General features: G+C 31.8%; 15 protein-coding genes and 1 pseudogene. 8 read left to right on the forward strand and 8 right to left on the reverse strand.

Annotation, left to right across the window (positions count from 1 at the left end; translation table 11 throughout):
- Positions 1-6: 6 nt before the first annotated feature.
- The 4 genes from PYW44_RS12980 to PYW44_RS12995 all read right to left on the reverse strand — a co-directional run bounded on the left by PYW44_RS12980 (position 7) and on the right by PYW44_RS12995 (position 5,024).
- On the reverse strand, positions 7-801 hold the full coding sequence (locus PYW44_RS12980; protein WP_002506185.1) for an SDR family oxidoreductase: 795 nt from the start codon (positions 799-801) through the stop codon (positions 7-9).
- 521 nt (positions 802-1,322) lie between these two features.
- Positions 1,323-2,105: an SDR family NAD(P)-dependent oxidoreductase gene (locus PYW44_RS12985; protein ID WP_002506186.1), complete on the reverse strand. Its 783-nt coding sequence runs from the start codon at positions 2,103-2,105 to the stop codon at positions 1,323-1,325.
- Between the two features lie 20 nt (positions 2,106-2,125).
- A complete protein-coding gene (locus PYW44_RS12990) occupies positions 2,126-3,373 on the reverse strand; it encodes an MFS transporter (protein ID WP_002511887.1) in 1,248 nt (415 codons plus the stop codon).
- A gap of 55 nt (positions 3,374-3,428) precedes the next feature.
- Entirely contained in the window at positions 3,429-5,024 is a 1,596-nt protein-coding gene (locus PYW44_RS12995; RefSeq protein WP_002506189.1) for a xylulokinase, read from the reverse strand.
- A gap of 402 nt (positions 5,025-5,426) precedes the next feature.
- Here PYW44_RS12995 and PYW44_RS13000 point away from each other — a divergent pair, with 402 nt between their 5' ends.
- From PYW44_RS13000 to PYW44_RS13010, 3 genes are all read left to right on the forward strand, one after another.
- Positions 5,427-5,648, forward strand: coding sequence for a hypothetical protein (locus PYW44_RS13000; protein WP_021339306.1), 222 nt, complete (start codon positions 5,427-5,429; stop codon positions 5,646-5,648).
- A gap of 416 nt (positions 5,649-6,064) precedes the next feature.
- Positions 6,065-6,373, forward strand: coding sequence for a hypothetical protein (locus tag PYW44_RS13005; RefSeq protein ID WP_002506191.1), 309 nt, complete (start codon positions 6,065-6,067; stop codon positions 6,371-6,373).
- Between the two features lie 176 nt (positions 6,374-6,549).
- Complete coding sequence (locus PYW44_RS13010) at positions 6,550-7,158, forward strand: stage II sporulation protein M (RefSeq protein ID WP_021339311.1); 609 nt, start codon at positions 6,550-6,552, stop codon at positions 7,156-7,158.
- A gap of 79 nt (positions 7,159-7,237) precedes the next feature.
- Here the strand turns inward: PYW44_RS13010 and PYW44_RS13015 are convergent, their stop codons facing one another.
- The gene (locus PYW44_RS13015; protein WP_002506194.1) at positions 7,238-7,885 is read right to left on the reverse strand and encodes an SdpI family protein; all 648 of its coding nucleotides are present in this window, start codon (positions 7,883-7,885) and stop codon (positions 7,238-7,240) included.
- 16 nt (positions 7,886-7,901) lie between these two features.
- Positions 7,902-8,159 carry an autorepressor SdpR family transcription factor gene (locus tag PYW44_RS13020; protein WP_002506195.1) on the reverse strand — a complete coding sequence of 86 codons (258 nt, stop codon included), beginning with the start codon at positions 8,157-8,159 and terminating at the stop codon, positions 7,902-7,904.
- A 529-nt stretch (positions 8,160-8,688) separates the two neighbouring features.
- Between PYW44_RS13020 and PYW44_RS13025 the strand changes: the two genes are divergently transcribed.
- Positions 8,689-9,612, forward strand: a complete 924-nt coding sequence (locus PYW44_RS13025; RefSeq protein WP_002506197.1) for an SMP-30/gluconolactonase/LRE family protein — start codon at positions 8,689-8,691, stop codon at positions 9,610-9,612.
- A 157-nt stretch (positions 9,613-9,769) separates the two neighbouring features.
- Here PYW44_RS13025 and PYW44_RS13030 read toward each other — a convergent pair whose 3' ends face one another.
- On the reverse strand, positions 9,770-11,191 hold the full coding sequence (locus PYW44_RS13030) for an APC family permease (RefSeq protein ID WP_021339313.1): 1,422 nt from the start codon (positions 11,189-11,191) through the stop codon (positions 9,770-9,772).
- Positions 11,192-11,448: 257 nt separating this feature from the next.
- Here PYW44_RS13030 and PYW44_RS13035 point away from each other — a divergent pair, with 257 nt between their 5' ends.
- Complete coding sequence (locus PYW44_RS13035) at positions 11,449-11,547, forward strand: type I toxin-antitoxin system Fst family toxin (RefSeq protein ID WP_021339314.1); 99 nt, start codon at positions 11,449-11,451, stop codon at positions 11,545-11,547.
- Between the two features lie 265 nt (positions 11,548-11,812).
- A complete protein-coding gene (locus PYW44_RS13040; RefSeq protein WP_002506199.1) occupies positions 11,813-12,646 on the forward strand; it encodes an aldo/keto reductase in 834 nt (277 codons plus the stop codon).
- A gap of 515 nt (positions 12,647-13,161) precedes the next feature.
- Here PYW44_RS13040 and PYW44_RS13045 read toward each other — a convergent pair.
- A complete protein-coding gene (locus PYW44_RS13045; protein WP_002506200.1) occupies positions 13,162-13,458 on the reverse strand; it encodes a hypothetical protein in 297 nt (98 codons plus the stop codon).
- 458 nt (positions 13,459-13,916) lie between these two features.
- Here PYW44_RS13045 and PYW44_RS13050 point away from each other — a divergent pair, with 458 nt between their 5' ends.
- Positions 13,917-14,111 (forward strand): FeoA family protein, encoded by a 195-nt coding sequence (locus PYW44_RS13050; protein ID WP_472548845.1) that lies wholly within the window; start codon positions 13,917-13,919, stop codon positions 14,109-14,111.
- A pseudogene (gene feoB / locus PYW44_RS13055) lies at positions 14,104-16,100 on the forward strand (ferrous iron transport protein B). Before PYW44_RS13050 ends, feoB begins: the two are co-directional and overlap by 8 nt.
- Positions 16,101-16,112 lie beyond the last annotated feature (12 nt).

Consider the following 16,112-nt stretch of genomic DNA (forward strand, 5'->3'; position numbering starts at 1 on the left):
ATGGGGTTACCCTCTGGATTTACCACCTGAAATGTTAATTGTTGTACCAGTGATATAACTTGATTTGGTAGAACTCAAATAACATACTAAATCAGCAATTTCTTTCAATTGCCCCACTCTTTTTAGAGGAATGGATTTAGAATAATCCCCATTTAATTTATCTACAGTTGTATTTCGACTATACGCTAATGCCTCTTCATATTGAGAGGTGCGTAATCCAGTTTCTTCAATTATTCCTGGTGCTATAGCAACAACACTAATATTGTGCTTGCCTAACTCCTTAGCCCAACTTCTAGTTAAACCAATTAATGCAGCTTTAGTTGCTGAATATATACTTTGACCCTCAGAACCTTCTTGTCCCGCTTCACTTGAAACATTAACAATGTGGCCATGTTCTTGTTGAATAAAATATTTAGCAACTGCTTGGCTGAACCAGATAGGACCTTTTAGGTTTACATCAAACATAAAGTCCAAATCTTTGTTATTGATTTCGTATTCAGGATGTTCTTCTTTCTCATCCACTAATACACGTGGTAAGTTAATACCCGCATTATTGATTAAAACATCTATCTTACCTTCTTTGGAATAAACTTCATCTACAGCATTTTGTACGATGTCTCTATTTGTTACATCTACTTGTAAAAAATTGTATTTTTCATTATTTACTTCACTATTTTTCAGATCTGCATTATAAACAACCGCGCCATTATCTAATAAGTTATTAACGATTTCATTGCCTATGCCTGAGCTCCCACCTGTAACAATTATAATTTTACTTTCTAAACCTAACCAACTATCCATAACTGATGTCCTCCTACTAAAATTGATTTGTCCTCATTATATTTGTAATCGTTTACATAATTAATACAAAGATTTGTGCATATTTAAGAAAAGTTACAAATAATAGAAGAATTGTTGATAGTGTTTTCAATAAATTAATTAAGTATAAGGCTATATTCTTTAGGAAAATTCAAATTATAATGGAACCATTGACTGAAAGTCATTAATAAAATCCAAATCAAAAAGGTAACTCTATGAGCTACCTTAGACTATCTATATTGATTTGTGCATAGTTTCCAATGGTTCCACTTTAGAATATATATCGCCATTATTACTTTTCGTATATGAGTTACAGATCTTGCATAAGAACTACTTGTATTCATAAATGAGGTAGTGATTCTTTAAAAGCTTAATATAAGTGCATTTTCAAAGCAGTCAGCTACCCCGACATAATAAATGAGGCTAAGACATGTATGATGTCTTAGCCTCATATTAGATACTTTGAAGTAATTTCTACTATTTAATAATTATCATATGTTGAATTAAAGTGCCGTATAACCACCGTCAATAGTAAATACACTACCTTGTGCAAATGAAGATGCATCTGATGCTAAATAAACAACAATACCACCTAGTTCGTCTGGCATACCAGGACGTCCCATTGGTGTGAAGCCCATCCAATCTTCGATCATTTCTCCACCTTGATCAAAGAATGGTTTTGTTAGTTCTGTTTTCATGTAGCCAGGTGCAATAGTATTAACTTTGATATTATATTTTGACCATTCCATTGCTAAACTTTTCGTTAACATGATTACTCCAGCTTTAGAAGCATTATAAGAACTTTGCTCTTGAGGTTTATTCGCAATTAAACCTGACATTGAAGATGTATTAATGATTGAACCATATCCTTGTTTAATCATGACACGACCAACAGCTTGTGCTACTAAAAAGATGCCATTTAAGTTTAAATTGATAACCTTATTCCAATCTTCAAATGACATTTCTTCTGCTTTTGCATTAATCGTCATCCCTGCATTATTTACTAAAATATCAACTTTACCAAATTGTCCTAAAACATCTTCAACCATTTTATTAACTGCATCAGGATCTGTAACATCAACTTTTAATCCAATTGCTTCAACATTTTCGTTTTTCTTAATTTCTTCTGCTGTTTCTTCAGCTACCGCTATATTTATATCTGCAATAACTATATGTGAACCTGCTTGCGCTAATGCTGTAGCCATTGATTTACCTAGACCCATTGCGCCTCCTGTTACGATTGCTACTTTTTCATCTAATTTAAATTGTTCTAAAACGTTTGTCATAATATATCACCTTTCTATAATTAATGATTAGGTTGGTTAACTTTCATAAAGAAAGTTAAAATAAATCCTATAAAATAAATAATTGCATATGTCCAAATAGTTAATTCAGGCCCTGCTATAGGAACTGTTATTGTTGCAATAGCAGGGCCAATGAAGTTACTTAAGCCTGCGGATAAATTATGAATAGATACCGCAGCACCTTTATGATTAGGTTCTAAAATAGGGAAAATCGCAGACATCGGTACAAAAGCTGCTACAGCAAAACCGAACATAACAGCTACACTGCCAGCAATCCAAATATTAGGTCCTGACCAAATAGGTAAGTAATAAAAGGCTAATGTTGAAATAACCATACCTATACACCCAAACCACCGAACTTGTCTAACCCAACCGATCTTATCACCAACAACACCCCAAAATAGATTAGTGAAAATAGTTACAATGTACATGAGACCCCATATACGTAACCATTCTGATGTTGTAAATCCTACGGTGTCTGTAAATACAATCGGCATAATAACGACTAAGCCAAAGAGGGCTAATTGATTAATGGTTCTAACAACACTTGCAATTGCTATTTGAGGATTTTTCAAAATGGTAATACCTCTAGCAAACTCAATTAACATTTCTTTTGCTGTTAATTTATCAGCTTCTTTGTCTTCACCTTTTTTATCTTTAACTAAGAACATCGCCATCAATCCACCGATTAAAATAAAGATTATTGATGACCACAATGTTCCCATAAAGCCAATCCAAGGAATGGAAAAGCTAGGTATATATGTTCCTAAGAAACCTATACCAACAGAGTACATGGCCCAAAACCATCCCATCGCAGAAGCTAAACGATGTCGTGGTGCTGAATAAGTAATCCACACAACGAAACTATAAATAAACATTGGATATGCGAAGCCACGGATACCATACATGATCAGCATCATTGTATAGCTATGCTGCTCTATACCTAAAGTTAAGAAACCAACATGAAAGACAATCCAAATAATGAAAGCTAATATCATAATTTTTCTTGGACTAAAAATTTCTGCTAAAATACCAGAAAGCCATGATGCGATTGCTACTACTAAGCCGTAAAGCGTTAAAACGGTAGAAGCTTGATGGGCTTCAAACCCAATATTAACAATGTACTTAGATAAAAAGGCCTGCTCTATTCCATCACCTGTCATAAAGATGGCTATTGCAACATAACCCCAAATCAAAGTTCTCGGTAAACCTAAAAATTGCTTCGGCTTATCTGCATTTAATGATTCCACACTAATCTCTCCTGTGTATTAAAATATGCTTTATTCACTGTAACTAACACTTACATTAAGCGTGTTCATCTACTTGTTGTTCCAGTTGAAGAGATGATTTGAAACGTTGAATGTATTTTTTAAAGCTCTTTATATCATTCTCGTTAGGCTCTATAGTAAATTGCTCAGTATGTTTAAAAGCGTGGATACTTAAATAATCGGTTAAATTATTATGCTGTTCTTCTACCAAATATCGTGCTAATACAGCTATCCCCCATGCGCCGCCTTCACTTGCTGTCTTCATCACACTAACCGGACTCTCTAATGCTGCTGCTAAAAACGATTGCGCTACTTTTTCTGTTTTAAAAATACCTCCATGACCTAACATGGTATCTATTTGAATATTTTCTTTTTCTTTTAATAAATCAATACCTATTTTCAAAGTACTAAAAGCACTAAAAATATGTGTTTTCATAAAGTTTTCTATATTGAAATCGCTATTAACATGACGTAAAAACATTGGATAACCTTGTTTTACATCTGTTATAAATTCACCTGAGATATATCCGTATGATAATAGCTTGCCTAGATCTTCGTCTCCATTAAAAGCGCTTTCAAACAACTTTGTAAACAACTCATTTTTATCGTATTTCACATTCATTATTCTAAATACATCTTCAAAAAGTCCAATCCATGCATTAATATCAGAAGTACAATTATTCGCGTGAACCATAGCAACATCATAACCATCTGGTGTTGTTACTATGTCTACTTCTGGATATACATTTTTAATTGGTTGCTCTAATACAATCATCGAAAAGATACTTGTTCCCGCTGAAACATTGCCTGTTTTAGGAGCGACACTATTTGTAGCAACCATACCAGTAGCTGCATCGGACTCAGGAGCACACATTGGGCAACCTGATTTCAGCTGGCCATTTGGGTCAATCAATTTTGCACCTGTTTCTGTTAAATATCCCGCTGACTCACCTGCTACAATTACTTCTGGCAGAATATCTTTAATATCTTGTTGATACCCTAATCCTTGAAATAGTGTGTTAAAGCGCTCCATTAAATCTTCGCGTAACTCTTTTTTATCAGTATTAATTGGAAACATACCAGATGCATCGCCTATACCTAACACTTTTTTGTCTGTTAAATACCAATGAACATAACCAGCTAACGTTGTCATATATTTTACTTTGGATACATGATCTTCGTTGTTTAAAGCTGATTGGTATAGTTGGGCAATACTCCAACGTTCAGGGATATTTACATTAAAATCATTTCGTAATAATTTAGCGGCTTCATTCGCATTGTTATTTCTCCATGTTCTAAAAGGTACTAATAAGTCATCATTTTTATCAAAAACTAAATAACCATGCATCATTCCACTAATGCCTAAAGATGACAAATTAGTGATAGGTATACCGCATAAATTTTTAATTTTTTGAGCCATTTCATTATAACTTTTTTGAATACCTACCCAGACATCATTCATTGAATAAGTCCAGTAACCATTTTCATATTGATTTTCCCATTCATAAGAACCTGTAGAAACTGTATTGCAATGGGGGTCAATTGCTACAGTCTTAATTCTTGTCGAACCAAATTCAATGCCTACTGAAAGTTGACCAGTGTTAACATAATCCTTCAAGACTTCAATATCCATTTGCTTACCTCTTTCTTTATAATATGTAAACGGTGTCAAAAACGTAGATTACGCTTAAATTTCTTGAAAGTCAAAGTTTTGCCCTTATAAAAAAATTAAAATTTAAAGTAGACTATATTTTTATTCATAAGTCCTATATGATATTAATTTTGAATTAAAAAGGAAATTTCAAAAAAATATATAGTATCTACTTTTACAAATCTGTCTTTTAGATGGAATAATATAGCAATATTTATATTACATAAGCAATTATTATTATCTTTTTAAGCATTATATTTCTAACAATATATGTAAAATTAAGTATTAAAACCAATAGATTCATGTTAATTTAATTATAAAGTGTTTTTTAATTTTTGTTTTGGTATTAATTGATAAAGTAATTGTTTGGAGGCAATTAAAAATATGAATAGAACTAAATTAAGATTTTACATGCATATAGGGCTATGTATATATGCCATCGCTTACGGCATATTATTACTGTCGACTGACTGGATTTCTTCTGGTTGGTCACTAGCATTCGTATTAAGCTTTGCTGCTATCGGTATCTTAAGTGATATTGTCGCTCCAAAAAGGCGTAATAACTCTGAGAATAGTCAAAAGCGTCAAAGAGATTATATAAAATGAAAATAATTGAGTTAATAACTATTATAGCCATGATTTTATTTACTATTTTAGTAGCTATTGCTGTACCCAAATTCATTGCAGATAAAGACTATATAGTACTTATATTTGTAAGTATTTCCTGGGTAATTTCTATCAATTATTGCTTTATCTTTTTAAAACCAGAAAATAACAATAATTAAAACAGTGACAATTAAATGAATCAGAGGAGTATATCATATGAACTTACTTAAATATTTTATATTTAATTTAATCGTATTCTTTATTATATTTAGCATACTGCTCCTAATTTTTATAAATGAATATAACATTATCAAAACTATTCTAACGACTATTTTATTCGCATTTATAATGACTGTTTATAAATATGCAGTAAATCAATATAAAAAGAAAAGGAAAAGAAGGAGATGATGAACGTAATGATAGAAATACTTGCACTAATTTATGGTATCGCCATAAGTTTGTGGTTTTTATTCATAGATCGTAACGAGTCAGAAGGATTAAAGAAGAAAATAACCGCTATGTTTTTAATGTTAAATAGCGTTTTATTAATTATATTTGCAGTCATAGGGCTTTTAAAAATTATTGAACTGTCAAATTTTGAAGGAACTTTAATATTATTAGGAATAGCAATGATTCAACTTTCTCTATTAAATAAAAAGAAAGTTAAACCGATTTATATTTACTTTGGTCTAGCTATGCTTGTAATAAATGTGCTTATTAGTTAAAAAATTTTGTATGTTACATGAATCAAAGGAGGAAGTCACATATGTTACCTAAAATGTTAGTCGTTTGTTTATTACTTTTTTATCCGATTTTTGTTAAAGCTATGAATAAGAAAAAGAAAGATAGCTATGAATCATTAAAATAAAAAAGTTAAATAAATGAAAAGAGAAAGGTTCTTATGCTGAATATCAAAGATTCTAATTATTTTAAGAGATCGATAAAAATTTATATTATAACTGTTATTATTTTTATCCTTACTTTTATTTTAGCCATTATTTTTAGCCCATCCTATGAAACTTTGAAAAGCTTAGGCAGTTCATCACATAAAGGTATATCTGAAGCTTATGGGTTAAATAAACTTTGGCAATACATAATAAATAACGGTTTTAGAGTGCCTTTACAAATGTTTATACTATCATTGCTCCCTATTCCTTTTCTATACTATGTAAACCTATTATCAACGACGATAATGACAGGTATTGTATTTGGTTTTGTTGTTCATTTTGATTTATATAAAGGCAGCACAATGGTTATTTCATCTTTTCCACACTCAATAATAGAAATACTAGCAATGTGTTTTGTTATCAGTGGATTATATAAACTGAACAAATCAATAATAAGAAAAATCACAAATATTTTCAGAAATAATAATAAACCAAATCTTTCTTTTAAAATAGCTATAACTAATTTATTGAAAGTTTATATATTAATTGCACTACCCTTATACATTATCTCAGCATTCATGGAAACTTATCTTACTCACTTCATTTATAATCTACTCAACTAGTTATAGTACATGGCACCATTAAAACGCTCGCTTACTATAATATTAGTAAACGAGTGTTTTTTATGGATAAATTTTCCAATTATTCAGCAACAAATTTTTGATATAAATAATATGAATAGCAAAATGGTAACAGAATTAAAATAATGCATAAAGCTATAGTTATAACTGAATTAATTACACTAAATAAACCTAAGATTAAAAATGCTAAACCAACACTGATATAAACACGCGAACTAAACCTTTGGGCCTTTTTCCAAACTGCTTCACTACTTTTAACCCATTTATTTTTAATACCAAACAAACCATTTCTAGGCGCTTTGGGTAAATAATTACCTACAATAATTAATAAAATACCTAAAAAAATTGAAACTAAAAATTCTACAGATACAGATTGTCCTAAAGCACTGAAAATCATAACCATCGAAATTATATATATAAATCCATGTACTAATGGATTAAGCAATCGATTCAAAGATTCGTTATTCGAAAAGGTCGTTTGATTTTTATCTTTAAATATTTTGATATTAGTAATGATATAACAAAAAATCATAATCCCAATCATTGTTATGAAAGCCAAAAATTTATTAGCTGACCAATTTACATCTCCATTTGAATTGTATTGCATTGGAATAGAATTAGGTAAAAATGGTAGTGCAATTAACCATGTTACAATTGCTAAAATAATGATAGATAAACTTGTTTTTGACTGTCTCAGTACTTCTTTCAAAAGCGTACCCTCCTATTTATTCTTTATTAAATTGAACAATCCATTTAATAACTTCCTCAAAAACGGATAAATTCAAGTGATAATAAATATACTTTCCTTGCCTTTCTGTATAGACTAAATCGTTAAACTTCAATACTTTTAAATGCTGTGACACACTTGCTTGACTCATATCAAAGTGATTCGCAATTTCACTTGCTGTTAATTTGTTATCTTTAAGCATTTCCAAAATATCTCTTCTAGTTTTATCTGATAACGCTTTGAAAACGTCTCTCATAAATCCCACCTTCAGCCTTTCATTTAATCATTTAAGTATATACTTAAATGATATATTTTAATTTTCACATTGTCAAATAGCATCTTTAATTAAATGAATAGAAATATATCAAAAGCGCTTAACAGAGTATAAACTGTTAAGCGCTTTTGATCGGATGTTGTTATGAAAATATATTTTTTATCACAGTGATTAAGCCTCTAATTATTGAAAGTAATATATCTAGAATAATAGTCATAATACTAAATTTATCTTCTTTATCAAATTTTCTTTTTTTGTCTTTATTGGTCATATAAATTCACAATCCACCTTTTAGAAAATCAAAGTACGCTTAACTATGCTTTCTTTACCTTTATTAATTAAATTATAAACAACTTTGCTATGTGCTACTTAGCAATATTGGTAATTCAAGATTAAATATTGATAGTATGAGATTAGAAACCTTTTAGGTAATTTCATTTATCAACAATCTGTTTACTATAAGATGCTTTTCCTATAAGACACTTTTGTAGAAAAAATTAGGAGGAACATCATGCAAGCCAAATTACTACAAGAAAGTGTACAATCAACTTTTGCAGAAGGTCCTTTATGGGACGATGAAAATCAAAGTTTATTTTGGATAGATAATGTAGAGAATAAAATTCGCGCATATTATCCTCAAACTAATCAATATACTTTTTACCAACTCGAAAAATCTCCAATGTCACTTGCAAAATACTCACAAAATGAACTTATAGTGATTATGAAAGATGGATTTTATCTGTATAATTTAGAAGAAGAAACGTTAAAAGAGATTTTCAAACCAATGGATTTAAATAACAAAATACTTTTAAACGATGCTAAGTGTGACCCTCTAGGTAGACTTTGGGCAGGTACAGTTAATGATGATTTTAGATTGTTTAAAGAAAGCCAAGATAGCACTCAAACTGAATTTCATGGACAAATCGCTAGGCTTTATCGCGTAGAAAAGGATTTTTCTAATATTGAAACAGCAAAAGAGAAAGTAACACTTTCTAATGGGCTTGATTGGGACCCTGTTCGAAATATTATGTATTATATCGATTCTGCTAACCAATCCGTGAGTCAATTTAATTATGATTCGAAAACCGGTCAAATTTCAAATGAAGAGACTGTTTATACTTTTAAAGAATCAGATGGCTTACCCGACGGCATGACAATTGATCAACAAGGCATGTTGTATGTTGCTTTATTCAAAGGCGGCGTAGTAGCAAAAATTGACCCTTTCCAGAAAAAATGGATAGACAGTATTACTTTACCAACTTCTACCGTTACATCTTGTGCATTCGGTGGAGAAAATTTAAAAACTTTATTTATGACTACGGCATTGGCACCATTAAATGATTATGAAAAATACCAAGAACCCATGGCAGGCCACATGTTCTCAGTCGATTTAGAAGTTGGTGGATATAAAACGAATATATTCAGAACAACTTAGAAAGTATTGCAGTTTATTTCACCAACATAATTTAGGATATGCTATCAAAAACTGATAAAATCCCCTTCACTTTAGCTACTAGTGAAAGGGATTTTCATGTATTTTATAAAGCCTAAAGGTATAATACGTATTTACACATTTACCAATAATTAGCTATCTATTTCTGCTGACCATTCATCTTAATGGCATAAAATAAATAATATACAATACCAATAATAAACCAAATCAATGTATAGAATTTAGCTTGTCCGCTTAATCCCCAAAACACTGCAAATACACAGATAAAAATAAATATCGGCATAACAGGATAAAATGGTAATTTAAATGCTGGTTCTGGTAAATCTTTACCTTCTCTTTTGCGTAATGCATAAATTCCAATTGTCACAAACATGAATGCGACGAGCGCACCTGCCGAAATCAATTCCGCTAAAAATCCAAATGGAAATACAGATCCGATAACGACTGCGACAATTGTTAATATGACTAAAGAACGGTTAGGTTGATTCTTGGTATTTAACTTGCCTATCCAAGCCGGAAGAATGCCATCACGGCCAAATGAATAAAGCAAACGTGAACCCGCAAGCATCATACCAATAAGTGCCGTAAACATACCTATAACTGAGACAGCCTGTACGATAACAGCAACTGTGCCGTATCCACTCATACGTAATGCCCAACCTACTGGTTCTGCGTTATCTTTGTATGCTGAGTAATCAAACATACCTACTAACACGAGTGATACAGCAACAAATAATCCAACTGCAATAAGTAGTGACCCTAAGATACCTCGAGGCATTGTTTTCTGTGGGTTAATTGCTTCTCCGGAATTGGCTGCAATAGAATCAAAACCGATATAAGCAATGAAAATAACTGAACTCCCTGCGTATATACCTTGCCAACCACCAAAGGCACCTGCTGCTGTTTCTTTATATTCAGGAATAAACGGTATGTAGTTTCCAAGATTAATAACAGATAAACCTACAATAAGAAATAAGAAAATCGCTAATATTTTTAACACAACAAGTATATTTTGTACGCGTGCTGTTTCTGATGCACCTCTCGCTAACAAGAGTGCTGTGATAATAATTACAATTGCTGCAATAATATCCATTATGCCACCGTTAGTTCCAAGTGAATTGGATAAAGCGTTTGGCAATGATATATCGAAGGGGTCTAAAAGCCCTCTTAAATTGGCTGAAAAGCCTGACGCTACAAAAGAAACTGCAATAATATACTCTGCTATGAGCGCCCACCCTACTATCCAACCAAAAAACTCGCCGAATAATATACTAATCCAAGTATAAGCCGAACCTGCAAATGGCATCACTGAAGCCATCTCTGCATATACGAAAGCTATGAGTGCCGCTACTATAGCTGATACTAAAAATGACAGTGTTACAGCAGGTCCTGTATGATCTGCAGCAACAACACCTGGTAGTGTGAAAATAGCAGTCGATACAATCGTTCCGACACCTAATGCTAAAAAGTCTCTCACACGAAGTGTACGTTCTAAATTTGAATCTTTATTTTGATAACGGGATAAATCTTCTTTCCGAAATACTCTTTTAATGATACTCATTTTGTCTAACTCCTTGTTGTTTTAAAAATAAACATGTTTTTAAGTATAATGATTTTCTAATACAATGTACATGTTGTTTTAAGAAGAAATTAAATAAATTGAGAATGATATTCGTTTTAATTTGTATAATTGAGGAAATATTTGAAGATAAAGTGACAAACTCAAACATATGATAAAAGCGTCGACTTTCTATTATATAATATGGATGTCGCCTATCTCTCAGGCGTCAATTTAGACGTTGAGAGGAGATGAGCTGAATGGGCATATTTTTTATAAATGTCTTAGCCACAATCATCAGTGGTTGCATCATTGCCATGTTTACGCAATGGCTTCGTAATCGTGGCGAAAAACAATAGGCGATAGCGTAAGCCACACCATAAAAAGCCCTCACTATTATAGCGAATAGTGAGGACTTGGTGAACTAAATGGTCATATTTTTTATACCTATATTATAATCACATCGATTTAAAAAATCAATTGAAAATATGATTATTCATAAAATAGATACCTAGGTTACTTTAAAGTGCGTACTTACATTTCTAATCAATCAACGGTAATATAATTAATATAAACATTATTTGAAAATAATTTTAAATCAAAAACAGAAAAGGGAGAACAACTATGCAATATATTGATTTTCATAATGGTAATACTATGCCTCAACTTGGTTTAGGTGTTTTTAGAGTAGAAAATGATGACACTGCAAAAGATGCAGTGAAGCATGCAATTATTAACGGCTATCGCAGTATTGACGCCGCATTAGTTTACGGAAATGAAGAAATGGTGGGCCGTGGTATACAAGAAGGTATGGCTGCAGCCGATATTCGAAGAGAAGATTTGTTTATTACATCAAAACTTTGGTTTGATAGCTTTGGCAAAGACAATGTAGAACAAGGGTATCAAACTTCTATAGATAACTTAGGTCTAGACTACTTAGATCTTTATCTTATTCATTGGCCGGGTACAGATGAGTCTGTCATGATTGAAACTTGGAAAGGGATGGAAGCTTTATATGAATCAGGAAAAGTTAAAAATATTGGTGTAAGTAACTTCAATATTGAGCATTTAGAAGTGTTAAAATCACAAACTTCTATTAAACCTGTCATCAATCAAGTCGAATTTCATCCCTACTTTACACAACAAGAATTAAGAACTTACCTAGATACTGAATCTATATACATGGAGTCATGGTCTCCACTAATGAACGCGGAGATTTTAACAGATGAAACAATCAATGCGATTGCAGCAGAAATTGGAAAATCTCCAGCACAAGTTGTTATTAGATGGAATATAGAACATGGTGTCGTAACGATTCCTAAATCAATTACACCTCATAGAATAGAAGAAAACATTAATATCTTTGATTTCTCATTAACAGCTAATCAAATGGAACGTATTGATGCATTAAATGAAAATAAGAGAATTGGACCTAATCCATTAGAATTAAATGGTTAACAAAAATACAAATATATTATGCTATAACAGAACATAGACAAATCAAATGTGTACAGAACTAAAAAGCTGTACTTTGGGTTAGTATATAATTTTAAAGGTTTGTCTCCTATATTTCGTAGGAGGCAAGCCTTATATTTTTAATTGATTTGTTCATTGTTATAAAAATGTTAGTGATTTAGACCGACTCCTGTGGAGAAAGCATCAGCCGAAGACTACACGCTAAAGCTGAGCTGCTGGAAAGCACGCACAAAAAAGTACCACCTAACAATTACACAGTAGCAGTCTGATATCTACTCAGTCTTATGGGAATAGGAAAACGAAATCAAATTTCAACTTTTGATTTCGTTTTCCCGTTCCTTTTTTATGTTCTCATTGATATTTCTCATCATTTTTAACATTATAGACGTACTTTAGACAGCCTATCATACTAAAAAGGCTACTGATATAGTTCTAATTACTCCCTATCAATAGCCTTCATATGCTCATTTTATTATTCAATTGTATGACTTTAATCACTATTTCATGCGGTCCAGTATCTCTTCTTGAATTATTTGCAACGCTTCATTATAATCCGTATTGGTATTTTCTTTTGCATTTACAACTAATAAATCTATAAGTTCAATGTCACTCTTTTCACGAACTTCATTTTCAAATTGGTGTAAATGCTCTTCTGAAGTTTCCGTGTTTTGCTTTTCTATTTGATAATATTGATCGGCTCCCAGTCCGCCTTCCTCAATCATCACAGAAATACCGCTAGAACGTGTTTCATTTAATCTTTTGACTTTGATACGTTTATTTTCACGAATAACCATTTGAATCCCTCCTACATTATGCGCATTTTACAAATCCTTAATGCCTATAAACTATTTACATATTACTACTGATTGGATTGAATACAAATCGTCTTGGTGTCTTTATTTTTATGTATTAAAAACTATATTTACGAATCAAAATATCTAAAAAACTGGACCGCTTCATTTCAAGTTTGATTCGAGTGTAATACCTTAAGTGTAAATATACAATGTTTTTGCTCACTTATCTATACCCTAAATTCAAGGTTAATATATATTTCTGATAAATTTTATTATAAGTTTATTGAAATCTATGAACATTGCAATATTTTTTAACAAAATGTCCACAAAATTAAACTCTAAAACTCTTTTATAGTACAAAACTAAGTTGTATAATTGAAAACGATTATTATTTACAATTAAGAAAGAGTGATGACTATGCTAAATATCGAGACAGCGACTTTGGAAAACGTTATAAAATTAAAGAGCTAAACATCAAAAATCAGCATATGTTACAACGTTTAAATGCGTTAGGTTTAAATTACGGGACAGATGTGAAAATTAAGCAAAAATGTTTATTTAAAGGACCTTGTATTTTAGAAGTTAATGATCAGTGTTTAAGTATACGTGGTTGTGATGCATGTCATATTTTTTTAGAGGAAGCACATGAATAATAGCTATTGTATCCTAGGAAATCCTAATGTAGGTAAGACCTCATTATTTAATGCGTTAACTGGCACTTACGAATATGTAAGCAACTGGAGCGGTGTTACCGTTGAGAAGAAGGTCGGCCGTCTAAAAGAGAATGCTGGTAGCCTTATAGATTTACCTGGTATATACGAACTATCACCTATTTCTAAAGATGAAACTGTAGTAACCGACTATTTATTAAACAATGAGTTCTTAGGTATGATTAATATCATAGATGCAAGCCAACTCAAACGAAATTTACAATTAACAGTTCAATTAATGGAATTAGGTGCACCCATTATTATCGGCTTAAATATGATAGATGTAGCCACAAAACGTGGTATTCGTATTAATCAAACTGCTCTAATGAAAAAATTAAAACTACCTTTATTACCTATCATAGCTAGAAGTGGTAAAGGCACGACTCATTTATTACATTCGCTTAAAGACCATTCATTATCAAAATCTAGACCTTTGAAAATAAATTATGGCGATAAATTAGAAGATACAATATCTCGTATTGAAAAATATTTATCTGAACATACTTCTTTCGATAAACAGCTTTTCAGATTTATCGCTATACAATTCCTTTTAGATAATCCTAAAATTCATGAATTACTCGATAAAACCGTGTTAGAAAAAATCATCCCATTACGTGAAACATTATCTGATTTACTAGACTGTTCTATTCGTGAATTAGTACAACGTAAACGTAGCGACTACATAGCTCAATTATTAGACGGTGTGATTGAATATCCTGATGAAGAACAACAATATCTTTCTAATCGTATAGATAAATTGCTAACACATAGAATATTAGGTATCCCTATCTTCTTAGGCATAATGTGGCTCATATTCCACATTACATTTACATGGGTTGGTACACCATTATCTGATCAGCTTGATGAATTTCTTGGTGGTACATTTACCGAAACAGTTAAGTCAGCCATGGACAACCTTGGTGTTGTAGCTTTCTTACAGGACTTAATTACTGACGGAGTTATCGCAGGTGTTGGGGGTGTATTAGTATTCGTCCCTCAAATTATCGTACTTTTCTTCTTTATTTCTTTACTCGAAGATTCAGGCTACATGGCACGTATAGCTATATTGATGGATAGAATTATGGAAACCTTTGGCTTAAGCGGTAAATCCTTTATTCCTATGATTATTGGTTTCGGATGTAACGTGCCTAGTATTATGGCTGCACGTAGTATTGAAAGTGAGAAAGAACGTCTTACAACAATTTTAATTGCACCATTTATGTCATGTTCTGCAAGGCTACCTGTATATGCATTATTTGTTGGTGTTTTCTTCGAGCAAAATCAAGCGCTCATTGTGTTAAGTCTTTATGTACTTGGTATTGTCATCGCATTATTAACAAGTTCTTACTGACTAAAACTGTATTAAAAAATGATGATTCAGTATTTATCGTTGAATTACCAACATATCGTTTACCTTCTATCAAAACACTTTGGAGAAGTACCTGGGAAAAAGCAAAAGGATTTGTTAAAAAAGCAGGAACATTCATCTTTGCAGGTTCAGTCGTTATTTGGCTATTAAATTATACAGGAGCAAGTGGTTTCAATGTAGATGTAAACGACAGCTTTTTACATTCTATCGGAAGTTTCTTTGCAGTTTTAGTTGCACCGTTAGGATTCGGAACTTGGCAAGCAGGTGCGACACTTATTCCAGGATTCTTAGCTAAAGAAGTCATAGTTAGTTCGATGGCTATTATTTACGCTTCAGATGAAGACGGATTAGTAAACATCGTTCAAGATCAATTTACGTCATTATCAGCCTATGATGCATTTATGATATTTATCCTATTGTACATCCCTTGCTTATCGACTGTAGCAACCATTCGCAAGGTAACCTATTCTTTAAAATGGACCATATTCGCAGTAGCCTACCCTTTAATTGCTGCCTATGTACTGACATTCATCTTCTACCAAGTTTGCCAATTTTTTATTTAAGGATGTGATTTT

Origin of the sequence: Staphylococcus equorum (assembly GCF_029024965.1) — a bacterium.
Lineage (GTDB): Bacteria > Bacillota > Bacilli > Staphylococcales > Staphylococcaceae > Staphylococcus > Staphylococcus equorum.